A 23,683-nucleotide genomic window follows, 5' to 3' on the forward strand; every position below is an offset into this window, starting at 1 on the left:
ACCTACCTTTGAAGGAAATCACCATGAAACTGCTTCCCGCTCTTGGCGCCGCGACGGCTCTTTTCATCTTCGGCTTGGGCACTGCGAGCGCGCAGGCCTGCAAATCCCCGGTGCCGGATTCGGCCCTGGTCAAAAAGGGCACGCTGACTATGTCGGTCAACCCAACCCTGCCGCCCATGCAGTTTGTCGACCAAACCGGTGCACTCAAGGGCATGCGGGTGGAATTGGGCGAAGCTATCGCCAAGCGCCTGTGCCTCACGCCGGAATACGTGCGCATCGAGTTTTCGGCAATGATCCCGGGCCTGCAGGCCGGCCGCTGGGACGTGATTAACACCGGCATCTTCTACACCGAAGAGCGGGCCAAGATGATGCAGATGCTGCAGTATGAAAACCAGGCCATCAGCATTAGCACCACCAAGGGCAACCCACTCAAAATCGCCAAACCGGACGACCTGTCTGGCAAAAGCATAGGCGTAGAAATCGGCGGCTTTGAAGAACGCAAGGCGCGTGAGCTGGATAAGCAGCTGACTGACAAGGGCATGAAGGGCATGACCATCCGCACCTTCGAGAACTTCGCCATGGCCTTCCAGGCCTTGCGTGCCGGTCAGGTCGAAGTGGCGCTGTCCATCGACTCCACCGCCACTGAATATCAGAAGCGCGGCGACTTCGACCGTGTACTGAGCGGCCTGTTCCCCACCCCGGTGGCCATCGCCTCGCGCAACAAGGAACTGGCCGACGCCATGGCCAAGGCGCTGAACGATATGAAGGCCGACGGCAGCTTCCAGAAGCTGTTCGACCAGTACGGCGTGAAGCCGATTGACGGCGCCGTCACCGTAAAAGGCCCCGCAGCCGGCTGAACGCTGGCCTCCACCACACACTGAGTTGCAAGGATAGTCCATGGGTCAAGGCTGGAACTGGTCGGGGTTTGCCGACTATTTGTTCAACCCCTACATATTGAGCGGCGCGCTCACCACGCTCTGGCTGACGCTGGCGGCCATCGTCGGCGGCATGTTCGTGGGGGGCGCCCTGGCCTTGGCCCGGCTGTCCGGCCGTGCGTGGCTGGCCCTGCCGGCCCACTTCTATATCTGGGTGTTCCGCGGCACGCCCTTGCTGGTGCAGCTCATCATCATCTTCACCGGCCTGCCACAGCTGGGGCTGAAGCTGTCGGTGATCGAGTCGGCCCTGCTGGGCCTGATCCTGAACGAGGCCGCCTACCTGGCCGAGATCGTGCGCGGGGGCATCCAGTCGGTGCCGGCAGGGCAGACCGCTGCTGCCAAGGCCATGGGCTTCAGCAATACGCAGACCATGCGCTATATCGTGGTGCCGCAGGCCATGCGGCTCATCATCCCCACGCTGGGCAACAGCATCAACGGCTTGCTGAAGACCACCTCGGTCACGTCCGTGATCTCGATGGAAGAACTGCTGCGCCGCACCCAGGTGCTGATCCAGGAAAAATTCATGGTGTTGGAGTTGTTTGCCGTGGCCGCCATCTACTACCTGCTGATGACCACGGTGTGGGACCTGGTACAGCGCCGCATCGAACAGCATTACGGCCGTGCCTACGGCCATGGCAGCTCTGCCAAGCAGAAGCCTGCCGACACATCGCTTGAACAACGCTAGCCGGAGAAAGCCGCATGGCAACCTACGATCTGATACTGCGCAACGCCGACATCGCCACGGTAGGTGACCGCTACCGTGCCGACATAGGCGTGCGTGACGGCCGCATCTGCGCCATCGCCCAGGGCCTGGAGGGCCATGCCGACCGCGAAATCGACGCGGCCGGCCGCCTGGTCACCCCCGGGGGCGTGGACGGCCACTGCCACTTCGACCAACCTACCAGCGATGGCTCGCGATTTGCCGACGACTTCTACACCGGCACCCGCTCCGCGGCCTGCGGCGGCACCACCACCGTGCTGCCCTTTGCCGCGCAGCAGAAGGGCCATAGCATCCAGGACGCGGTGGACGACTACCACCGCCGCGCGGACAGCAAGGCGGTGATCGACTACGCCTTCCATCTCATCGTGGCCGACGCCACCAAGGACGTGACCCAGCGCGAGCTGCCCGCGCTGATCGAGAAGGGCTACACCTCCTTCAAGATCTACATGACCTACGACGACCTCAAGCTGAACGACCGGCAGATCATCGAGGTACTGGCCACGGCACGCAAACACGGCGCCATGACCATGATCCACGCCGAGAACAGCGACTGCATCGCCTGGCTGACCGAGCAACTGCTGGAGGCCGGCCTCACCGCGCCGCGCTACCACAGCAGCTCGCGCCCCATGGCGGTGGAGCGCGAGGCCACGCACCGCGCCATCGCCCTGGCCGAGCTGATCGACACGCCCATACTCATCGTTCACGTCTCCGGCCGCGAGGCGGTCGAGCAGATCCACTGGGCGCGCGGCCGCGGCCTGCCCATCCATGCCGAAACCTGCCCGCAGTACCTCTTCCTGAGTGCCGACGACCTGGGCATCAACCCCGACGACCCCATGCACGGCGCGCGCTGCATCTGCAGCCCGCCGCCGCGCGACAAGGCCAACCAGCAGTTCATCTGGAACGGCCTGTCCAGCGGCATCTTCACCATCTTTTCATCCGACCACGCACCCTTCAATATGCAGGGCCCGGACGGCAAGCGCGTGGCCGGTGACGACGCCTCTTTCGACCGCATCCCCAACGGCATTCCCGGTGTAGAAACCCGCTTGCCCCTGCTGATGAGCGAGGGCGTGCTGGCCGGCCGCATTGACATCCACCGCTTTGTGGAACTCACCGCCACCAACCCCGCGCGCCTGTACGGCCTGTACCCCAAGAAGGGCACCATCGCCGTGGGCGGCGACGCCGACTTCGTGGTCTGGGACATCTTTCCCGCAGGGCAGGAGATCACCATCCGCAACACCATGCTGCACCACGCTGCCGACTACACACCCTACGAGGGCATGCAGCTGCGCGCCTGGCCCGGCATCACGGTGTCGCGCGGCCGCGTGGTTTGGCAGGACGGCGTGTTCAACGCCGAGGCTGGCTCGGGCCAGTTCCAGCCCTGCCTGCGGCCCCGCGTGCCCAACGAGGGCAACCCGCTGAACAAGTGGCTTTGATCAACTGGTGGTGTCAGGCTAAGGTCTGATACGCTTGCCGCACTTTTTTGTCCATAGACACCCGTATGCCCAGCCTTCCCAGCCCGGCCCAACCCGCCACCATCACGATCGCGCCGCTTGAAGTGCGCTCGGCCAGCCTGGCCGAGCAGGCCTACGACCGCCTGCGCACCATGATTCTCGACCGCCAGATTCCCGCTGGCAGTCCCCTGCAAGAGGCCCACCTGGCGGAGGTGCTGGGCATTTCCCGCACCCCCATGCGCGAGGCTCTGGTGCGGCTGGCGGGCGAGGGCCTGCTGGTGCGGCGCGACGCGCGTTCCTACGCCGTGCGCGCGCTGGGTACCAAGGAATACTTCGACTGCATGCGGGCCCGCGAAGTCATCGAATGCGAAGCCATCAGCATGGCCGTCAGCAAGATTACCGATGCCCAGATCGATGCCCTGCAGGCCGACATCGAGGCGCTCAACGCCGGTGAGCACAGCGAGGTCGAGCACTGGCATTTCGACGACCGCTTCCATGTGCTGATCGCCACCGCCAGCGGTAACGTAGTCTTCCCCCGCCTGGTGGAAGAGCTGCGCGTGAACGCCCGCCTGTTCCGCCTGCACAGCCCGCTGCACCGCCAGCGCGAGAACCACGACGAGCACGGCGAAATCGTCCAGGCCCTGCGCGACCGCGACGCCCAGCGCGCCAGCGCCCTGATGCGCGAGCATCTGCGCAACCTGCAGGAAGACGTGAAGCGGGCGCTTACCGATTGAGGTGTGGGCTATCGGGCTGCAGTCGGTGCTATTTAATATGTAGCTGTTTGCGCACGTGGATATTGCGCTGGAGGCCTGAAGCGCATGAGGTATTCGATGCCGTAGGTGTTGTGATATTTTTAGTGGATACGCGAATGTGGTTCGTCGATGGCGGGCATCGACTACAACCAAGCATGCCCGACTGCTTTCCAGTCGATGCACAAATACCCAATCTACTGAAGATATGCCACTTGCGACACCCAGTTCAAACGTAAGGCTTGTTTGGCCAGAACCTACCTATCTTCCCGGCTATGTCGCGGCATTGGAGAAGGGGTGGTCGCCCAACAATCTCCGGCCAGAGTTTGCGCAAGAAGAACTCTTGTTGATACAAGCTGACTCCGCTCGTTTTCTCGAAGGTCTCGTGGACCGGGAAGCTAGAGGTGATCCTGTAAAGCTTCCAGATGGAACGACGGTACCTCGTCTGCCCGGGTATCGACGTTGGTTGTGGGATGGCGAGTTTTGCGGCAGCATAGGCCTGCGGTGGTCTTCAGGAAGCAATACATTGCCCGACTATTGCCTTGGCCATATTGGATACAGCGTTGTGCCGTGGAAAAGTGGACGGGGCTACGCAAAAGAGGCGCTCCGCTTACTGTTGCTCGATACGCCCGCCGAGGGGCTGAGTTATGTCGAAATCACCACTAGCCCTGAAAACTTGGCATCACAGCGGGTGATTCGGGCCAATGGCGGTGTTCTGGTAGAAGCGTTTGTCAAATCACCATGCCTTGGCGGCACACCGGAACTTCGATTCCGCATCGACGTTTGAGGCCTGCTGCCTCAACGGTGTGCGAAGAACCGCGCCAGCGGCAAATCTGACGGATGTCGATGCCCGGTCATAACCCGTCGTTTACCAGAGACGGCTTTCCGCCTACCGGTCAGCCGCAGGCTTCGGCGTACAGCCATCCTGCTCGAACAAGGCAGCACGACCACAGGTCGAGGAGAGCATCTGGGGACTGTGGTGTCCGATACCCGGCACTTCCAAAAGCCGTTGTGCCCATTCACCGTGTGGGCGCGACGACAGGTAGGAAAAGTAGCGAGTGCCTCTGTCGAAACGGGTGGCCCCCTGGGCCTCGGCCGAACATGAGCGGTCGAGTTGATGGTGCGCCGGATCGATATCGGATGTCCCGAGCAAATAGACAATATCCTGCGCCAGATAGTCCCGTTCCAGTGCCTGCGGATCAACCGGCTGTGAGACATACGAAGGCAGGCCACCATCGAACCCATACCCCCAACGGTTCGCCTTTAGGCAAGCGATCGTCATTCCATCGGCACGCTGGTTGACATCAATCGGTCGGTCGGACGTGAAATAGAGGTAGGAAGACGGATTAGCGACCACATAGCGCAGGTGCACTCCCAGCCGCAGCAGCGGCTCCTGTCCATGCCCGACCGCGGCATAGCGCTGCACGAATTGCCCACCTGCGGAATGCCCGGCGACCACGACCGTGCGCAGATGCGGGAACAATTGCCGATCCGCCAGGCGCGTGAGGATGGCGTCGAGTACATCGAAGGAACTGATGGGCACCGGACCACGTGCGTCGTATCCCAGCTTCCAGTCATTCGGCCCCCAGCGCAAGGTGGTGTCTGGCAGATGGTGTGCGTCGATGTCGGCCTGGATCAGGAACTGCGGTGTGATGAGCATGGCATCGTCCGCCGATGCGCCTGCCCGTGCGGTTGCCAACTCGCCGGACTTGAGGTCGCTTCGGAGCCAGCCGTGGATCACGATAACCGCACGGGTTACACCCGGCTGTGGTTGTGTCCAGTCGCGTGAAACATGAATCGGGACTACGCCCGTTCCCTTCGCGGTAGCCACGTCCAGGCGCCCGTCCTGAACCACGGGTACCGATGCCAACACCTCCGGATCGATTGCGGCGCTGGCTGCCAAAGACAACATCACCAGCCACGTTGCGACGAAAGTAATGCGAAGCATGTTCATGTCCCTTTGGGTTCGTGTGCGATCAGCTAGCAACGTGGAGAAAGTCAAGAGGTTGACAGAAGGCTCTAGGCGCAGCCCGGCTTTACCTCGGCTTGCAAAGCAAGAACTTGCAGGTCGACTTCGAGCAAGACGCACCAATGCCAAAGTTAGTCTCTGGCTTGCCCGAGGTAGTGCGCAACTCGTCGAAACATTTGACGCTGCGATAGCGCGATGCGTTCGTCTGACTGGAGTTGCTGGTACTGGCGGGGTTTTGTCATTTCTGCACCATAGTTGAATAAGGTGTTGCACTTCAGATTTGAGTCCGCCATGCGCTAGAGCGGTATTTCCTTCTTAATGACTTCCATGGTGCAGCTCTTCCCCGTGCGCCGGCACTGGTCGTCTTCGCGCCAGTAGCTACCGTGGCTGACGCAGCCCGTTTGGCAGATTACCCAGTCCGCTGCTGCGTGGTGGGCTTCTATATCTTCGGCAGCCGGGGGCTCCAGCTGCACCAGGGTTTCGCGCAGCCAGGCCAGCATGGTGTCGCGCAGGATGACGCGGGCGCGCAGGCGTATGACCTGGGCTTGCAGGGCGTGGATCTGCTGCTGGTAGTCCACCACCAGGCTGCTCACACGGGCCTGGGCGCCGGCCAGCATGCGCACCAGGGCGGCGTGCTCGCAGGCCACGTCGGACGGCGGCGCGGCCACCAGCATCAGCGGCTGGCGTTGCAGTACATGGACGCGGGCTTCCTGGGTCACCATGGTGGTCTCCGTTGTGGGGCGTTGTGGGTCTATGCCATCAAGAGTTGCGGGCAGCCGTCGGCCTGGACGCGGACGCTTTGCAGCAGCACGGCCTGGTTGGCGTAGCGCAGGGCCAGGTTCAGATCATGCAGTACGGTGACTATGCCCACGCCGCGGCTGTGCGCCCAGCTGCGGGCCAATTGGGCTCGGGCGCACTCGCCGTCGGCCACGGCCTGGGCTTCCAGGTACATGCTATGGGTACTCATACTCTGTGCGGCATGCGGATGCGTCGGTCAGCAGCAGCACGCGGTTGCCGTCCATGCCACGGATGTTGAAGCCCGCATTGCTGTCGCGCCCGGTGTTGCCCGAGGCCAGAGTGAAGCGGGCCGGCGCGCGCTTGACGGCCGTTGTAACGATGGATTGGGCCTGTGCAGACAGCATGGAGCCAAAGCAAAGGTTGATCAGCCAAGCGATCTCGCGCAAGGGGAAAGGAGAGGAGTGCAAACGACGCGCCACAGTAAAACCTGACAACAGTTGAAAAGAGTCAAGGGCTGGCTGGTGGGAGGTGCAAACAGCGTGGAGTGCGCGCTGTACCGGCGGGGGTGGCTAGCTGGGATGTGAAAGTATTATATGAGAATAATTCTCATTTGATGTAATTGTTTGTGTTGTCTTGCGCTTGTAAACTGACAGTTCGCTATTGTTTTTATAGCTTCAGGTGTAGGTTTTGCGTGCGCTAAAAGGCGATTTGGCTTGGACATTCGGGGCGGCTGCATCGCCGACTTTTTGACCCGACCCCGCACGCGCTTGGTGAGCAGGTGGGGAGTACATGTACACGGGGTGCTCGCCTTGCATTGACTTCGGGGTAAATGCTGATGGGGTATACGTGGATATCTGTTTGTGTATCAAATGCCGCTCAATCATTATTAGGTTGATATGGAAAGTTTCCATACCATCCGTTGCCTGCGCCACATTCTCTTACGAAGCGACGAGCAATAAAAATTCTAGGAGACAGGCTCAGTACGAACCTCTGCGGCATATCCGCTCGCTTTCCCTTTGCCTGCGGGCGCCGTGTTTGAACGCGTTGGCGTTTTCCGGGATTCAATCCTGATAAACCGCTGTGCATATGCTTTTTCATGGGCTTGGCAGCCCAGTAGTTCAAAACAACCCATTTAATTCATAAAACAAGTGTAAATAATGAGAATAATAAAAAAATGGGGGGTTGGTCATTTTATTTTCTGTGTGCTTCTCATATTGGGGTTGGGTATATATTTTTTCCTTGAAGAAACTCAGCCCTTGTCCGAAGAAAATTTGAGTGCTCTCGATGCTGGAAGTGTGACTCTGCCTTTAGCAAAACAGGTACCGCAAAATTCCCCATGCATTAAGGGAACAGATGTGACTACCGGTAATGGATGCCAGCCTGCACTGGCAGTGCATGAGCCATTGCAGAATGAAAAGCCCCCGTCAAATACCGTGGGAATACCCGCGCAATTACGGCTGGCCAGCAAATGCAGAGGGGCGAATGCCGCCGAGATTGAAAAATCTGGTATCGATTGCCACCAAGAAATTCAAGAGGCAGCGAATACCGTCAAGCAGCTTGAGGAGCGTTTTGCCAAGGGAGATGGGCGTTCCGCTAGCGAACTTGGTAATGAATTGCGGCGAAATATTGCACAAAATGAAGACACGGTAGCGGGTAAAGAATATAAAAATACATTAATTCATGTGGAGGAGGCCCTATATCAGGCAGCAGCTTCGGGCGATAAGGCTGCTGCCATGGCTTATTACTCAAAGGAGCGTGCACCGGTTGAATGATCAATTTTTACAGCACAATTTTAAAGAATTAAAATAATTGGAGACATTTATGAAATTGAAGATAAAAAAATCAAAGATCTATGCCGGCATTGCATTCTTTGTCATTGGGGGCGCATATTCATCGGTCTTGCTGGCGGCGCCTACTAATTTTCTTAATAAAGACCAATTGCTGACAGCGTATGCCCCTGATGGGGATTGGTATAAATCCAATATTCCATTTTTGGATATATCCAATCATAAAATCCAGGAAATTTACTACTACCGCTGGAATGTACTGAAGTCGCATATGCGCAATGTGGGTAACAAGGAGGTTTTCACGGAATTCCTCAACGCCATGGGTTGGGATCAGGCTCCCAGCAACACGATTCCCGATGCGGCGGGCTTTCATATCACCGAAGGGCGTTGGCTAAAGGATCGCCGTCCGGTGAATGACTACATCAGCCACTGGTATTCGAATGCGGACCCACGCCAATTCAGCGAGTGGATCAGCGATGCTGCCTACCAGAAATACCTGGTGGATAGCGACAAGAGTTTTGTGGTGAATAACCTGGCCAATATGAAACGGGTTTACAACGCATGGAACGACCACTATGACGCGTCCCGTGGGCTCTATTGGCAGGTGCCGTTGAACGATGCCACCGAATACACCATTGCATCCATTGACGCTAGTGGCGGTAATGACGGTTTTACCGGGGGCGACGCCTTCAGGCCATCCATTAACAGTTATATGTATGCCAATGCGAAGGCGATCAGTAATATCGCTGCACTGGCTTCGGATACTGCTACTGCCAATGATTTTGCCGGTCGTGCATCCGCGATTAAAACGAATTTGCAAAATAGCCTTTGGAATTCGTCCTTCAACCATTTTGTGGACAGATATAAAGTATCCAACCAATACGTTCAAAATTGGAACTTTATCCGTGGTCGGGAATTGGTAGGGTATGCGCCGTGGTATTACGGCCTGCCAGACAACAATGCCACCTTTAATACGGCATGGACGCATTTGATGGATACGTCCAAGTTCTATGGCCAATTTGGCATCAGAACCAACGAACCCAGCTACCAATATTACATGCGGCAATACCGGTACGACGCCGCAACCAAATTGCGCGAGTGTCAGTGGAATGGCCCAAGCTGGCCATTCCAGACAACCCAGTTACTGGGCGGCATGGCCAATCTGCTCAACAATTACACGCAGACCAACGTGTCTCGCAGTGACTACATCAAGGTTTTGAACCAATACACGGTGCAGCATTACAAGAATGGCAAGCCGTATTTGGTGGAAGACTATGACCCGGATGTGGGTGGCCCGATCGTCGATTTGCCGGAGCGCAGCCAACACTATTTCCACTCCGGGTACATCGATCTGGTTATTTCCGGGTTGGTGGGTCTGCGGCCACGCGGCGACGATGTGCTGGAGGTGAACCCCCTGATTCCCACCAGCAGCAGCGATCCGAACTATGTGAGCTACTTTGCTCTTGAAGACGTTGCCTACCATGGCCACTCCCTGACCATTCTGTGGGATGCAGCGGGTACCCGCTACGGCCAAGGTGCCGGCCTGTCCATTTATGTCGATGGCACGCGGGTAGTCGGTCCGGCGGCGCTGGGCAAGAAAACCATCAATATCGCTGCGCCCATCGTGGCCAGCGCGACTGTTGGCGCCCAAAACTATGCGGTGAATGTGTCCGGCAGCGGTTATCCCGCTGCGTCAGCGTCCTTCAGCTATTCCACCGATCCGGCTGGAAAAGCCAATGACGGCCGGATTTGGTACTACCAGGATACGAAGAACCGCTGGTCGTCCTTTTCCTCGGGCAATGCCGTTGACTGGTATGCGGTGGACTTTGGCGCTACCAAGACGTTCTCGTCCGCGAAGCTGTATTTCTTCAGTGATGAGACCGGCCTGAAAGCCCCCACCAGCTACAACCTTCAGTACTGGAATGGCAGCGCGTGGGTCAATATTCCGAACCAGGTCAAGTCGCCTGCGGCGCCGCTGGGGAATACGGTCAACACCGTCAATTTCTCTGCGGTCAATGCGTCTCGCATTCGTGCGGTGTTCAACAATGCGTCGGGCTTCTACACCGGGATGAGCGAGTTTGAAGTCTATGGCAACGGCATTGCCAGTGGCTCCAGGTACCGCATGGTCAACTTCAATAGTGGAAAAGTATTGGGCATTGCCGACGCGGCAACAACCGACGGTGCGTCTGCGCTGCAGTGGACCGATAACGGAACGTCTGACCACAACTGGATCATCGAGCTGCAAAGCAGCGGGTTCTACAAGATCCGCAATGTGTTGAGCGGCAAGGTGCTTGGCGTCACCGGCATGTCCACTGGCAACGGCGCCCAGGTCATCCAATGGGCAGACACCGGGACAACGGACCACGAATGGAAGATTGAATCGACAGACGACGGCACCTACAAAATCACCAACCGCAACAGCGGCAAGGTGCTGGCCATAACCAATGCCGCGACAAACGATGGCGCCCTGGCGCTTCAATGGAGTGACGTGGGCTCTCTGGACCAGCGCTGGGCATTGACGATAGACAGCGGGTTGACCTCCAATGCCATTTACAAGGTTGTCAACCGCAACAGTGGCAAGGTTCTGGGTGTCACAGGCATGTCGACAAGCGATGGCGCGCAGGTGGTTCAATGGGCTGACTCAGGTACCGCCGACCACAAATGGCGTGCTCGGCTGCTCAATGACGGTACGTACGCGTTTGTCAACGTCAATAGTTCCAAGGTACTGGGCATAGACCAAATGATGTCTTCCAACGGCACCAAGTCGGTCCAGACCCCTGACTCCGGTATAGCCGGAAATCTATGGAAAGTAGTGGATGGTGGCAATGGCTACTACAAGCTGGTGAACAAGTTCAGCGGCAAGGTGCTCGGTATTGATAGCATGTTGACGACGGACGGCGCCAACGCTTTGCAATGGTCCGACAACGCAACCAATGACCAACTCTGGACATTTACAGCAACCCAGTAAATGAAGGCTAGAAGCCGCTGTTGCGGCTGTCTACGGGCGTCTGGATCCAGCAGATGCCATGGATTGTTTGTCCACGAGCGCTGTCCGCTTTGGGGTACTTTTTGTAGCCTGAGGTTGCTGCAGTATTGATAGCTACTAGCGTAGGTTCCTCCTACGCTAGGAGGCGATTGGGCTTGAGATTTTGGGGTGGGTGTGGCGCCGTCAACATCCCCGGTGGGGGATGCCAATGGCGTTTACAACCCCCAAATGATTTACAAGCCGAATCGGTCTCTAGCGCAGGAAGAACCTGCGCTGTCAGCTATCAATTTGAGAGTAAACGTTCATCCGGTCGCATGGCCTTGCGCCTTGCAGAGCGTAAACGCCCCGCGCCCGCTACACCAGCAAACTGGGCGACGCCTGCGCCAAGGTCGCGCAGCCGCACAGCGCCATTGCAATCTCCAGCTCATCCCGCAGCAGCCGCAGCACATGGGCTACGCCCACCGCACCCGCATTCGCCAGGCCATACACATAGGGCCGCCCCACCAGCACGGCGCTGGCGCCTAGGGCGATGGCTTTGAGTACATCCGTGCCACGGCGGATGCCGCCGTCTACCAGCACCGGCATGCTGCCGGCTACAGCCTCCACGATGCGCGGCAGCATCTGAACGGTGGCGGGGACGGTGTCCAGGGTGCGGCCGCCGTGGTTGGAGACGATCAGGCCGGCCACGCCCAGCCGGACGGCCTGGGCCGCGTCGGCGGGGTGCAGCACGCCTTTGAGCAGCACGGGCAGGCGGGTGTGCGACTGCAGCCAGGCCACGTCGTCCCAGGTGGGCGCCACGTCGCCCAGGCCGCCACACAGGCCGGGGCCGGCGGGCGCGGGGGCCAGGTCGGCCAGGTGCACGGCGCTGATGCCAGGCGGCAGCTGGAAGCCGGCGCGGCGCTCGCGGTCGCGGGCGCCGTGGGCCGGGGCGTCGACGGTCAGCACCAGGGCTTCAAAGCCGGCGTGCTCGGCGCGGCGCACCAGGTCGAGGGCAAAAGCGCGGTCGTGCTGGATATAGAGTTGGAACCATAAAGGGCCCCTGGCGCTTTCAGTACCTGCGGCAGCAGCTATGTTTTCCATAGCAATGCTGGACTGGGTGCTGAGCACCATGCCCGCGCCCAGGGCTGCTGCTGCGTAGGCCGTGGCCAGCTCGCCATCTGGGTGGGCCATGCGCTGGTAGGCCACGGGAGCCAGCAGGATGGGGTGGGCCAGTTCGCGGCCCAGCAGCGTGGTGTGGGTGTGGCCACCGGTCAGGTTTTGCAGCACGCGGGGCAGCAGCTGCAAGCCGTCCCAAGCGCTGCGGTTGGCGCGCAGGGTGATCTCGTCGGCCGCGCCGCCGCTGAAGTAGGCCCAGGCATTTGCGTCCAGCACGGTCTGGGCGTGGCGTGCGTGGTCTTCCAGCGTGACCACGCCGGGCGGGATGCTGGCGACGCGCGGGGCGTTCATGTATCAGCCCACATGCGTAACAGGTTGTGGTACGTGCCGGTGAGGGCCGTGGTCTCAGCTGTTTCACCGTGCTGCTGGCGCAGGCGCAGCAGGTTCATGTCCAGATCGAACAGCAGCTGGCGCTGCTCCTGGTTGCGCACCATGCTTTCCACCCAGAAGAAGCAGGCCAGGCGGGCGCCGCGGGTGACGGGCGCCACCTGGTGCACGCTGGTACCGGCATAGACCACCAGGTGGCCGGCGGGCAGCTTGACGGACTGCGGGCCGGCGGCATCCTGCACCAGTAGCTCGCCGCCGTCGTAGTCGGCCGGGTCGCTGAGGAACAGGGTGCAGGAGATGTCGGTGCGCACGCGCAGCCCGGTGTCGGGCGCAAAGCGCACGGCGTTGTCCACGTGCGGGCCATAGAAGTTGCTGCTGCCCTGGTAGCGGTTGACGCGCGGGGTGAACACGCGTTTGGGCAGGGTGGCCGAGAAGAATGTGGGGTTGCGGTCCAGCCCACGCAGCACCAGGGCACGGATCTGACTGGCGGCGTCGCAGTCGTGCGGTAGCTGCTCGTTGTTCTTGACCTCGCGGGCCTGGCTGCCGGCACTGTCGCGGCCATCGGCCCAGGGAGCGTGGTCCAGCAGTTGGCGGGCGTGCAGCACTTCTTCGGGGCTGAGGATGTCGGGTAGGTGGAGTAGCATGGGGGAATTGTCGTAGCTCGTGAAAAAGCCGCCCGAGAATACGTTCCCAGGGCGGCTTGGTTGGCGTGCCGTGGCTTAGAACTTGACGGTCAGCGTGGTTTGGAAGATGCGGCCGGCGCCGGGCACATAGTGGCCACGGTATAGCGCGTCAGCGTACAGCTTGTTGGCCACGTTGGTCAGGTTGGCCTTGAGGGTCATGCTGTCGTTGATGGCGTATTCGGCCATCAGGTCGGCGGTCATGAAGCCGGGGGCTTCCCAGGCGGGGGCGGTCACGTCGGCGGGCGCTTGCTTGCTGCGGAAGTTGATACCTACACCGGCGCGCAGGGCGGGGGTGAACTGGTAGGTATTCCACACCGTGCCGCTGTGCTTGGGGCTCAGGCCGGGGCGGTCACCCACGCGGTTACCCACGGTGGTGGCGGTAGAGGCCGCAATGTCCACACGGGCCACGGGCATCCACATGTAGGAGCCGTAGATTTCCCACGCGGTGGTCAGACGGCCGGTGACGTCCAGCTCGAAGCCGGCGGTATGGCGCTTGCCCGACAGCAGCAGGCGGTCTGCCGCGGTGTCCGGGTCGGTGTTGCGCTCGTTGAACTTGGTGGAGCGGAACAAGGCCAGGCGTGTGGTGAAGCGCTTGTCGGCCGAGTCCAGCTTGGCACCGACTTCGATGTTTTCGCTGCGTTCCGGGTCGGTGTTGGCGCTTTGCGCGTTGTACGAGTAGGTGTCGCCCGAGGTGTTGAACGAGGTGCCCCAGGAGAAGTGGTACGAGTCCAGCACGTTGGGCTGGTACAACACGCCAGCGCGCTTGCTGATGGCGGAGATGCTCTGCTTGTAGCTGGCAGTGCCTGCACCGGTGGTGACGCTGTAGGTATCGTACGTGCCGTCCATGCTGTCGTAGCGCAGCCCTGCCAGCACCTTCCAAGTGGGCGTGATTTGCACCATGTCTTGGGCGTAGATGCCGTAGGTGTTGTTCACGAAGCCGCTGGATTGGCGAATGGTGCGCACTGATTCGTCGATGGCAGCGCCGTCATTGGGTGTGCCTGCCAGTGTGTTGGGCTTGGTGGGGACCACTCCGCCTTGTGCGGCGGTGAGTGCGGAGAAGGCGATCTTTTCCTCACGCGAATAGTCCACCCCGGCCAGCACCGCGTGGCCCAGGCCCCAGGCGTCGAACTTGCTGCTCAGGTCGCTTTGCAGGTTCAGCGTTTCCAGGTTCTGGATTTTCAGCTGGGTGCCACGGGTGAATACGGTGCTGTCGCTGAAGTTGCCCAGGTCCACAGCCTGGCCGCCGGGTTGCAGGTTGGCAGCAGCAAAGCGCACCGTACCAGCGCGCTGGTTGCGGGTGAAGCGGCCTTTGCGGAACGAGGTCTTCAGCTCTGTGTCCGGGGTGAAGCGGTGGGTGTGGCTGATGGTGCCGACATTGGCCGAGCCTGCGTTTTCATCGCTGGACATGCCAAAGTAGGCACTGGGGTCCAGGCTGGTGATCAGGGTGTTGGCGGCGCTGGTGTCGCTGGCGTGGGCCTTGATCCATGGGATGCCGTAGTTCATGCCGTTGCGGTTGTCCAGCGCATACAGGCTGACCGAGAACTCGTCCATCGAGCCAATGCCGAAGCGGTAGTTGGCGGCCAGACCATTCTTGTCGATGCTGCTGCCGGCGCCGTTGTTGTCGGCCTTGGTGTACATGGCGTTGATGCGCAGCGCGGCATCATCGGCGGTCTGGATGTTGAAGTCGCCGGTGACGCGGCGGAAGTCGTGGTTGCCCAGGGTGGTGGCTACTTCGGATTCGTTCTTCAGCAGGCCTTGCTTGCTGACCTGGTTGACCGCACCGCCGGTGGAGCCACGACCGAACAGCATGGACGCGGAGCCGCGCAGCAGCTCGATGCGGTCGTTGTTGAAGGTGTCGCGGTCGTAGAAAGCCGGGTCACGGATGCCGTCCAGGAAGATGTCGCCGGTGGACGCCAGCGAGAAGCCGCGCAGGCGGATGTCTTCCTCGCCACCTTCGGCGGCCTGGAAGGTCACGCCGGCGGTGTTGTGTAGCACTTCCTTCAGGGTATTGAGGTTGCGGTCAACGATCAGCTTTTCGGTCACCACCGTAATGGACTGCGGAATGTCGCGCAGTGCCTGCTGGCCCTTGCCGATGGTGGTGGTGGTGGCGCGGATGGCGTCCTTGCCCTCGGCCTGTTCCTTGACGACCACGGGGGCCAGGGACTTGGTGGCTTCTGCCTGCTGGGCTGCGGCGCTCAAGGAGCCGGCCAGCAGCATGGCGCCCAAGGGCAGCGCGGCATACGGAGTGGTGTGGGCTGCTGCGTTTTTAATAGCTGTTGGCGCAGGTATTACCTGCGCTGGAGTGCTTTTTTTCTTGGAGGTTTTGTGTCGGGACATGGTAGTCAGCCTGAGAATGGAAAAGCTAAAACAATGGCTGGCTACCGCAGAAAACGGCCCAAAACTGGGCCGTACGGATTGGCTGGCTACGAGGAAGGAACTGTGATGAATTGTAAATTAATGCGAATCATTCTTGTTATTTTTACTTAATAAATAGGAATAAACAGGGTTGGGTGCGGCTGGAACACGTTGCATGCTTGCAACATCTTTGAACACGTTCTGAGGCGTGGCTGCGTACCGTGCTGTGTTTACAGGAAACAGGCCGCTAGCGCAGGTTTTATCTGCGCCAGTAGCTATCTATTTAATAGTGGCAGCCCGGGCAGGTACGGGCCTGTTTGTTAGGCCGTTAGGGCCAGCCACTTGCCGTGGTTGTCCCAATGCACCTTGTCCAGGTGGCGCTCCAGCGCGTGGTGGTTCTGCATGCCACGCACATCGCCTTGCGCGCCGCTGGCCAGCCAGTCAGCGCCCAGCGTGGCCAGGGCGCCGGCTTCGGGCAGGGGCTGCTGGCTGGGGGCTTCACCCTGGGCCGACCACCAGGCCAGTTGACTGGCACGGGTGGCGCTGATGACGAAGCGGTCGGTGGCCTGCGGGCCGCTGCCGGGCACAAAGGCCACGTCGCCCGCATAGCCGCCCAGGGCCAGCGTGGGCGGCAAGGGCACGCTGCGCAGGCCCGAGCCATCCAGCAGAGCCAGCAAGGGCGCGGTGCGGCGGGCTTGCAGGTCGGTGTGTTCGGCCTGCATGGCCACGGCGACGGTGCCGTCGGGCGCGCGGGCCAGGTGGCGCAGACTGAGATATGGGTCGTCTACCCGCCAGGCTTGGCGTTGTGCGCCGGTCTTGGCGTCCAGCCGGACAATCGACGAATCCATATGGCCGATGTTGAGCTTGGTGCGGCCGGTTTCCGGCAGGCTGAGCAGGCCACCATTGGCGACCAGCAGGCTGCCGTCGGGCTCTACCAGCACCATGTGGGGATCGAGCCCGCCGCTGGGGAATTCGGCGCGCTTTTCCAGGCTCAACGGGTCGCGTACGGCGATCATGCCGGCGCCAGTGTCGGTATTGGTTTCGGTTGTGTAGAGCGCGCTGCCGTCCAGCGCATAGCTGGCATGGCCGCAGAGCACGCGGTCGTCTTCGATGTCATGCCAATGCACGGCGCGGGCGGTGCGGGTGTCGAAGCGCAACAGGTACTCGCCCGGGCGGCGGGCCACGGCCAGGGCGTGCGTGGGTTGGCCCAGGGCGCTGTGCTGCACCAGCACCTCGTGGGCGCGCTTGGGCAGGGCCACGCCGCGCGGGCTGCTGCCCAGCTGCCAGACGCCGGCCCAGGCCTGGTTGTCGTCGCCGCTGGTCCAGGCGGTCAGCAGGCCGGGGCGGGCTGCGCTGGAGGCATGCAGAGGCAGGGCCGATGTGGTTGCGGCTGTGGCGGCGGCGAAGGCCAGCCAGTCGCGGCGGCGCAGGGTGTAGGGCTGGGTCACCGTCTTAATCACCATCCGACTCCGAGAATCCGACCATGGTTTTCAGCTCGGGGGCGATCTTGTCTTCCATCAGCTGCTTGGTCTTGGCCAGGGCTTGCATGGCGGCGGTAACGCTCGCCACATGGCGGGGATCTGCCGCCTGCATGCGGATGTTGAGCTCTGCGACAGCCGTTTCCAGCTGGGCCGACAGGGCCAACTGGTTGTCGCCAGCCAGATAGCCGTTCAGGCTGCCTTGTTCCTGGGCGCGGCCGGTGCCAACCAGGAAGTGCTGCAAGCTGGTCCAGGCGGCCTGCCAGGCGGCGCGGGTGTTGCCGCTGGTGGCGCGTGGCCAGTCGCTGGCGCGGCCGCTGCGTGCGGGTTTGCCCATCTTCTTCCAGCGCAGCTGCTCGAAGCCGCCCACGGCTTGGCTGAACCATTCGTGGAATACGGTGAGGGCGGTCTCTGGCGTCCAGTTCTGCTGCGCCATGGCCTGGAAGTCGGCCAGCACGGCCTGCGCTTCGGTCGCGCAGGCTTCGGCCAACTGGGCTGCGTAGTAGCACTGGGCGGCGTCCGGGGCACGCTGCCACAGCAGCCATTCCAGCGCCGGCAAGCCTTTGGCTGGCGCGCCGAGTTGCTCCAGCGCAGCAGCGTCTGCGGGCGGGGTTTGCACGGCGGCTGTCACCATGGCCGGGCGGGTAGGCCAGAAGTCCACGCTGCGGGCGCTGCGCCGTTCCAGCAGCGGACCGACGGACACGGCCGATAGCCGCTCCCAGTCCAGCATGGCGGCGCGCCAGGCATCGCGTGCGGGCAGCAGGCTGCAGCCGTCAGCGAGCCGGTCGCGCAACACGGCGGTGGAGTGGGCAAAAGCTTGCGCAGCGGGCACAAAGTGCAGTTGCAAGCCGTTGCGTACCAAGTCGGACGGGGTATAGGCCGGGCTGGCGATGCGCGCGGGCAGGGTGGTGGCACCCGCGGCATGGCAGAGCGCGCCCAGGCCCAGGCTTAGGTTCAGGGTAAGCCAGCTTCGGCGGTCGATCAGAGCTGTCACAGCTTGGCTTTCTTTAGAACACGTTCTTAAAGGGAGTTCACGAACTTCACCAGCGCATCGCGGTCGGCCTTGGGCATTTTCAGCACCTGCTGGCGGGACGCCTCTGCCTCGCCACCATGCCACAGAATGGCCTCCATGGTGTTACGGGCCCGGCCGTCATGCAGCTGGAAGCTATGCTCGTTCACATCGGGCACCAGGCCCAGCCCCCACAGCGGTGCGGTACGCCATTGCTGGCCATTGGCCAGGCCATCCGGGCGGCCATCGGCCAGGCCCGGACCCATGTCGTGCAGCAGCAGGTCGGTATAGGGGTAGATCTTTTGCCCGCTGAGTGACGGGAAGGGCGATGTGCCGGTGGTATACGAGGGCCGGTGGCAGGCCGCGCATTGCGCCTGGGCAAACAGGGCCTGGCCCCGGCGCACGTCCAGGTCGTTGAAGTTGCGCCGGGCCGGTACCGCCAGTGTGGCTTCGTACAGGATGACTTTGGCTAGCAGCGCGTTGTCTATCTCCGGGCCACCATCCTTGCCGCCACGTGGGGCAGCCAGGCAGGACTTCTGCTTGGGTGTGCAGTTCTCATGCGGGAAGTGCGCCGAGGTGATGCCGATGTCGCCATTGAAAGCGGCGGCGGTCTGGTGCGCCAGCGAGCCAGTGTTGGCCTTCCAGCCAAAGCGGCCCAGCACTTCCATGCCGGCAACGGGGTCGAACACGCGGTTGGCCTGGCCCTTGATGGCGTCCGTGCGGCTGCTCTGCTGCTGCACATTGGCCAGCACGTCTGCTTCGGCAATCGCGTCCAGCAGGCCTACGCCCGGCATTTGCTGGGCCAGGCGCGGGCTGACCATGGTGTGGGCCTGCATGGGGCCGTAGCCCAGGTGGGTAAAGCTGTAGTGGGGCTGGCGCAGGCTGTAGCCGGTGCCATCGGCAAACTGGCCGGGCAGCTCGGTATAGCGGATGCGGACCTTGCCCTCGGGCTTCACGTCTTGCACCGCCAAGTTGGTGAATTGGTCGCCGTACGTGGGTTCGGGAAAGGGCTTGCCATTCGGGCCCATGACGGACAGGCGGAACAGCAAGGCAATGGGCTGCTCGCTTGCCAGCCCATTTTTAAAGGTATTCGGTGGCGCGCCGCGTCCGTCCTGGGTATGGCAGCCGCCGCAGGAGCGGGCCAGGAACAGCGGGCCCAGGCCGTCGCGGGCGGCGGTGGAGGAGGGGGCTTCCACCCAGTTGCGCCGAAAGAAGGAGTTGCCGATGGCAAATGCCGTGCGGCCTTCTTCGTCCAGATTGGCGGCGGAGAAGGAGAAGGCATTCAGTCCCACTTCAAATACCGTGGTGTCGCCGCCAGGTTTTTCTTCGGAGGGGTCGGGCTCGGAGGTGGACACCGCCAGGGCCAGCCAGCTGGCACTGGCCCCGGCGAATGCCAGCGCCAGCAGGCGCAGGGTCTGCTGGCTGGCGAAAGTGGGCATATGCTTACTTGTCCTTGGGCTCGGAAATGCTCAGCTTGTTGATGCCCACGACCTTGGCTGCATCCACAAAGTCCTTGCTTTGCAGCTTCAAGGATTCGACCACGGCCTGCAGGCGTTTGCGGCCCTCTGGGTCCACGATCTCGCGGTCAAACGGAGGGTGGATGTCTTCGGCAGCCTTGACCGTTGCGGCGATATGGCTGCTGGTGCGTTCGGCCACGCCGGCGTCCTTGGCGGCAACCAGGTCGCGTAGCGAGGCGCCTTGCAGCACGCTGCCGTCGGCACGCTTGAAGCGGCCCAGCCAGACGTTTTCAATGCCGGTGGCATTGGCTACGACGTCGCGGTGGGTGTTGTCGGAGAAGCAGGAGTGTTCGTCCTCCTGGTTCTTGGAGGCCAGAGCCACCTCGATGCGTTCACCCGCCAGTTCACCACGCGACAGCGAACCTACGCCAACCAGCATATTGCGCAGCGCGTTGGTGCCGGACTTCTCAAACTTGGCGCGGTAGTTCTTGGCGTCCGGTGCCCAGGCCTTGACCATGTCGCCCAGATCGTTGACCAGCAGCTCCGTGATCACCTTCAGGTATTCGCGGCGGCGGTTGGCGTTGGGTGTCTTGCCGTCCACAAAGTCTTCGAACGATCGGTCGCCCGGGCCGGTTTCGCTCAAGTCCTGGCCCCACAGCAGGAACTCAATGGCATGCCAGCCGGTGGCAATGTTCTCTTCGCCGCCACGTTCGTTCAGAGCGGACAGGCTCTTGGCGTTGATCTTGACTTTGGGGTTGTTGATGATGCCGGACTTGGGCTTGCCCACCACATAGTCCACATAGGCCTCGTCCATGGGCCAGGCGTTGATGCGGCCTTCGGGGCCGTTCTTGTCGTCAATCGGGCCGGCGTAGAAGCGGAAGGCTTCGGTCTGGCCGTAGAACTCGCGGGCGGCCAGCCAGGCTTTACGGGCTTTGGCCAGGCCGTCTGCGCTGGGGTTGGCGACGAACTCCGCAATCGCGGTGTGCATGGCCTGGGCTGTGGTGAGGGTGTCTTCGTAGCTGGCGTGTACCAGGCGGCCATAGTGCGCAGCCACGGTTGCGGAGGTGACGGCGGCCGTCGTTTGGGCCGCAGGCTGCTCGGTCGTCTGGGCATGTGCGGCAAAGGCCGTCAGGAGCGCGGCGCTCAGCAAGAGAGATTTCACAGCAAGAGTCCTTGGAATGCAGGCCGTGAACAGCAAGACTTTTGCAATTGACACAACCTTTTTGGCTGTGAATTGTAATGCGACTGATTCTTGATATTGTTTGTATATAGGATGTAAAAAAGCCTGGAACCACTAGCCGTGGTGCCAGGCTTTTGTACTAGGACGGTTGTGTTTAACCGTCCAGATTGATTTTGTCTGTCAGCTCCTGCAGCACGGTCGCGGCGCGGTCGTTTTCTACCTGGCAGGTGCCGGCCGCATGGTGGCCGCCGCCGCCGTACTGCAGCATCAGCTCACCCACATTGGTCTTGCTGCTGCGGTCCAAGATGGACTTGCCGGTGGCGAATACCGTGTTTTGCTTCTGCACGCCCCACATTACGTGGATGGAGATATTGGTTTGCGGGAACAGCGCATAGACCATGAAGCGGTTGGTGGCCCAGATGGTTTCTTCATGGCGCAGGTCCAGCACCACCAGGTTTTTGTGCACGGTGGCGCAGCGCTCGATCTGGGCCTTGGCCTTGGTGGCGTGTTCCTGGTAGACCTCGACACGCTCTTTCACGTCTGGCAGCTTCAGGATGTCGTCGATGCCGTGGTTGCGGCAGTACTGGATCAGATCCATCATCAGCGCGTAGTTGCTGATGCGGAATTCGCGGAAGCGCCCCAGGCCGGTACGTGCATCCATCAGGTAATTGAGCAGCACCCAGCCGGTGGGGTGGATGATTTCATCGCGCACATACTGGGCCGAGTCGGCTTTGTCCACGGCATCCATCATGTCGGCGGTGATGTTCGGGAAGGCCTTGGCGCCGCCGTAATAGTCATACACCACGCGGGCTGCCGACGGGGCCTTGGCGTCGATGATGTGGTTTTTTAGCCCGCTTTGGTTGCGTATGGTTTCCGACAGGTGGTGGTCAAACGCCAGATGGGCACCGGCCACGTAGGGCAGGTTGGTGGTGATGTCACGGGAGGTGATATCCACTTTGCCGTCTTGCATGTCCTTGGGATGGACGAATTTGATTTCATCCACCATGTCCAGTTCGTTCAGCAGCACGGCGCATACCAGGCCATCAAAGTCACTGCGCGTGACCAAGCGGAATTTTTCTGTGCCCATGGAATCCATCCTTTATAAAGAAGACGCAAACGATCACGTAAAGCGTCTTGATTATGCTTCCACGGCGTTGGGCGATAGGGCCTAAAACCTGCTTGGCAAAAGAATGTTTTTGTCTACGTTGCCGATCTGGGTATGGCCACAAAAAGCCATGGTGACGTCCAGTTCCTTGTGCAGGATTTCCAGGCATTTGGTGACCCCGGCTTCGCCCATTGCCCCCAGTCCGTATAGAAAGCTGCGGCCTATCATCGTGCCGCGTGCGCCGAGTGCCCAGGCCTTCAGTACGTCTTGGCCCGAGCGGATGCCACTGTCCATCCAGACCTCGATGTTAGAACCCACCGCGTCGGCAATGGCTGGCAAGGCTTCGATCGCACTGGGGGCGCCGTCCAGCTGCCGCCCGCCGTGGTTGGATACCACTAGGGCGTCGGCGCCGCTGTTTGCCGCCAGCTGTGCATCTTCCAGGTCCATGATGCCTTTCAGGATGAGCTTGCCGCCCCAGCGCTGCTTGATCCATTCCACGTCGTTCCAATCCAGCTGGGGGTCGAACTGTTCTTTGGTCCAGGCACTGAGGGAGGACATGTCACTCACATTCTTGGCGTGGCCCACCAGGTTGCCGAAGGTGTGGCGGCGCGTGCCCGCCATGCCCAGGCACCAGCGCGGCTTGGTCATGAGATTCAGGATGTTTCTCAGCGTCGGCTTGGGCGGTGCGGTCATGCCGTTCTTCAAGTCCTTGTGGCGTTGGCCCAGCACCTGCAGGTCCAGCGTGAGCACCAGTGCCGAGCAGCCGGCGGCCTTGGCGCGGTCCATCAGGGCCTCCATAAAGGCGCGGTCGCGCATCCAGTAGAGCTGAAACCAGAAAGGCGCCTTGGTGTGGGCCGCAATATCTTCCAACGAGCAGATGCTCATGGTGGACAGCGTGAAGGGAATGCCGAACTTCTCCGCGGCCCGGGCCGCCAGGATTTCTCCATCGGCGTGCTGCATGCCGGTCAGGCCTGTGGGCGCAATCGCGACGGGCATGGCGGCGTCTTGCCCCACCATCTTTACCCGTGTGCTGCGATTGGCCATGTTGACGGCTACTCGCTGGCGCAGCTTGATCTTTTGAAAATCCTCGGAATTTGCGCGATAGGTGCTTTCGGTCCACGAGCCGGAATCGGCGTAGTCGTAGAACATGCGGGGTACACGCTTTTGCGCCAGAACGCGCAGATCTTCGATATTGGTAATGACGTTGGGCACACGGTTCTCCTGAATGCCTTGGATGCTAGCGGGCTTGACCGTGGTGCGGGCTGAAGAAATTTTGGAGTTCACCGCATTTTTCTCACGCGGCCTACTTTGATGCCGGATTCCGTTGTAGAATGCAAGGCTGCGCGGCTGTAGCTCAGTTGGATAGAGTACTTGGCTACGAACCAAGGGGTCGTGGGTTCAATTCCTGCCAGCCGCACCAAAATGTAAAAACCCGCAAGTATTGAGCTTGCGGGTTTTTTTACGCCTATTTTCAGATTTTGATTCAGCGGGCGTCAATTCATTGTAGAATACAAGGCTTAGCGGCTGTAGCTCAGTTGGATAGAGTACTTGGCTACGAACCAAGGGGTCGTGGGTTCAATTCCTGCCAGCCGCACCAA

The 23,683-nt window shown here is 61.0% G+C and carries 19 protein-coding genes, 2 tRNA genes and 1 pseudogene; 9 read left to right on the forward strand and 13 right to left on the reverse strand.

Annotation, left to right across the window (positions count from 1 at the left end; all coding sequences use genetic code 11):
- The first annotated feature begins 23 nt into the window (after positions 1 to 23).
- The 5 genes from AC07O2_RS08650 to AC07O2_RS08670 all read left to right on the forward strand — a co-directional run bounded on the left by AC07O2_RS08650 (position 24) and on the right by AC07O2_RS08670 (position 4,643).
- On the forward strand, positions 24 to 857 hold the full coding sequence (locus tag AC07O2_RS08650; protein WP_495075328.1) for an ABC transporter substrate-binding protein: 834 nt from the start codon (positions 24 to 26) through the stop codon (positions 855 to 857).
- 40 nt (positions 858 to 897) lie between these two features.
- Positions 898 to 1,620, forward strand: coding sequence for an amino acid ABC transporter permease (locus AC07O2_RS08655; protein ID WP_495075329.1), 723 nt, complete (start codon positions 898 to 900; stop codon positions 1,618 to 1,620).
- A gap of 14 nt (positions 1,621 to 1,634) precedes the next feature.
- A complete protein-coding gene (gene hydA / locus AC07O2_RS08660) occupies positions 1,635 to 3,089 on the forward strand; it encodes a dihydropyrimidinase (RefSeq protein ID WP_495075330.1) in 1,455 nt (484 codons plus the stop codon).
- A gap of 65 nt (positions 3,090 to 3,154) precedes the next feature.
- On the forward strand, positions 3,155 to 3,841 hold the full coding sequence (locus AC07O2_RS08665) for a GntR family transcriptional regulator (protein WP_495075331.1): 687 nt from the start codon (positions 3,155 to 3,157) through the stop codon (positions 3,839 to 3,841).
- 223 nt (positions 3,842 to 4,064) lie between these two features.
- Positions 4,065 to 4,643: a GNAT family N-acetyltransferase gene (locus AC07O2_RS08670; protein ID WP_495075332.1), complete on the forward strand. Its 579-nt coding sequence runs from the start codon at positions 4,065 to 4,067 to the stop codon at positions 4,641 to 4,643.
- A 102-nt stretch (positions 4,644 to 4,745) separates the two neighbouring features.
- Here the strand turns inward: AC07O2_RS08670 and AC07O2_RS08675 are convergent, their stop codons facing one another.
- The 4 genes from AC07O2_RS08675 to AC07O2_RS08690 all read right to left on the reverse strand — a co-directional run bounded on the left by AC07O2_RS08675 (position 4,746) and on the right by AC07O2_RS08690 (position 7,030).
- On the reverse strand, positions 4,746 to 5,804 hold the full coding sequence (locus AC07O2_RS08675) for an alpha/beta hydrolase (protein WP_495075333.1): 1,059 nt from the start codon (positions 5,802 to 5,804) through the stop codon (positions 4,746 to 4,748).
- 317 nt (positions 5,805 to 6,121) lie between these two features.
- A complete protein-coding gene (locus AC07O2_RS08680; RefSeq protein WP_495075334.1) occupies positions 6,122 to 6,547 on the reverse strand; it encodes a hypothetical protein in 426 nt (141 codons plus the stop codon).
- A 29-nt stretch (positions 6,548 to 6,576) separates the two neighbouring features.
- Positions 6,577 to 6,792 (reverse strand): hypothetical protein, encoded by a 216-nt coding sequence (locus tag AC07O2_RS08685; RefSeq protein WP_495075335.1) that lies wholly within the window; start codon positions 6,790 to 6,792, stop codon positions 6,577 to 6,579.
- A complete protein-coding gene (locus tag AC07O2_RS08690) occupies positions 6,779 to 7,030 on the reverse strand; it encodes a hypothetical protein (protein ID WP_495075336.1) in 252 nt (83 codons plus the stop codon). The genes AC07O2_RS08685 and AC07O2_RS08690 overlap by 14 nt, the downstream gene beginning before the upstream one ends.
- Positions 7,031 to 7,720: 690 nt before the next feature.
- On the opposite strand from AC07O2_RS08690, the gene AC07O2_RS08695 reads away from it, so the two are divergent.
- On the forward strand, positions 7,721 to 8,335 hold the full coding sequence (locus AC07O2_RS08695) for a hypothetical protein (protein WP_495075337.1): 615 nt from the start codon (positions 7,721 to 7,723) through the stop codon (positions 8,333 to 8,335).
- A gap of 49 nt (positions 8,336 to 8,384) precedes the next feature.
- Positions 8,385 to 11,318 carry an MGH1-like glycoside hydrolase domain-containing protein gene (locus AC07O2_RS08700; protein ID WP_495075338.1) on the forward strand — a complete coding sequence of 978 codons (2,934 nt, stop codon included), beginning with the start codon at positions 8,385 to 8,387 and terminating at the stop codon, positions 11,316 to 11,318.
- Between the two features lie 372 nt (positions 11,319 to 11,690).
- On the opposite strand, the gene AC07O2_RS08705 is transcribed toward AC07O2_RS08700, so the two are convergent.
- The 9 genes and pseudogenes from AC07O2_RS08705 to AC07O2_RS08745 all read right to left on the reverse strand — a co-directional run bounded on the left by AC07O2_RS08705 (position 11,691) and on the right by AC07O2_RS08745 (position 23,297).
- Entirely contained in the window at positions 11,691 to 12,782 is a 1,092-nt protein-coding gene (locus AC07O2_RS08705) for an alpha-hydroxy acid oxidase (protein ID WP_495075339.1), read from the reverse strand.
- Positions 12,779 to 13,462, reverse strand: a complete 684-nt coding sequence (locus AC07O2_RS08710; protein ID WP_495075340.1) for a Fe2+-dependent dioxygenase — start codon at positions 13,460 to 13,462, stop codon at positions 12,779 to 12,781. The genes AC07O2_RS08705 and AC07O2_RS08710 overlap by 4 nt, the downstream gene beginning before the upstream one ends.
- Before the next feature lie 75 nt (positions 13,463 to 13,537).
- The gene (locus tag AC07O2_RS08715; RefSeq protein WP_495075341.1) at positions 13,538 to 15,838 is read right to left on the reverse strand and encodes a TonB-dependent receptor; all 2,301 of its coding nucleotides are present in this window, start codon (positions 15,836 to 15,838) and stop codon (positions 13,538 to 13,540) included.
- Positions 15,839 to 16,176: 338 nt separating this feature from the next.
- A complete protein-coding gene (locus AC07O2_RS08720) occupies positions 16,177 to 17,319 on the reverse strand; it encodes a DUF1513 domain-containing protein (protein ID WP_495075342.1) in 1,143 nt (380 codons plus the stop codon).
- A 124-nt stretch (positions 17,320 to 17,443) separates the two neighbouring features.
- A pseudogene (locus tag AC07O2_RS08725) lies at positions 17,444 to 18,451 on the reverse strand (imelysin family protein); the annotation flags it as partial.
- On the reverse strand, positions 18,355 to 19,782 hold the full coding sequence (locus tag AC07O2_RS08730) for a di-heme oxidoreductase family protein (RefSeq protein ID WP_495075343.1): 1,428 nt from the start codon (positions 19,780 to 19,782) through the stop codon (positions 18,355 to 18,357). The pseudogene AC07O2_RS08725 and the gene AC07O2_RS08730, both read right to left, overlap by 97 nt.
- 4 nt (positions 19,783 to 19,786) lie before the next feature.
- On the reverse strand, positions 19,787 to 20,962 hold the full coding sequence (locus tag AC07O2_RS08735; RefSeq protein ID WP_495075344.1) for an imelysin family protein: 1,176 nt from the start codon (positions 20,960 to 20,962) through the stop codon (positions 19,787 to 19,789).
- Positions 20,963 to 21,134: 172 nt separating this feature from the next.
- A complete protein-coding gene (locus AC07O2_RS08740) occupies positions 21,135 to 22,067 on the reverse strand; it encodes an exopolyphosphatase (RefSeq protein WP_495075345.1) in 933 nt (310 codons plus the stop codon).
- A gap of 81 nt (positions 22,068 to 22,148) precedes the next feature.
- Positions 22,149 to 23,297 (reverse strand): alpha-hydroxy acid oxidase, encoded by a 1,149-nt coding sequence (locus AC07O2_RS08745; protein ID WP_495075346.1) that lies wholly within the window; start codon positions 23,295 to 23,297, stop codon positions 22,149 to 22,151.
- A gap of 131 nt (positions 23,298 to 23,428) precedes the next feature.
- Between AC07O2_RS08745 and AC07O2_RS08750 the strand changes: the two genes are divergently transcribed.
- Positions 23,429 to 23,505 (forward strand) — tRNA-Arg (locus AC07O2_RS08750).
- Positions 23,506 to 23,605: 100 nt separating this feature from the next.
- Positions 23,606 to 23,682: transfer RNA gene (locus tag AC07O2_RS08755), tRNA-Arg, on the forward strand.
- Position 23,683 lies beyond the last annotated feature (1 nt).

Source organism: Rhodoferax sp. GW821-FHT10B06 (assembly GCF_059415605.1).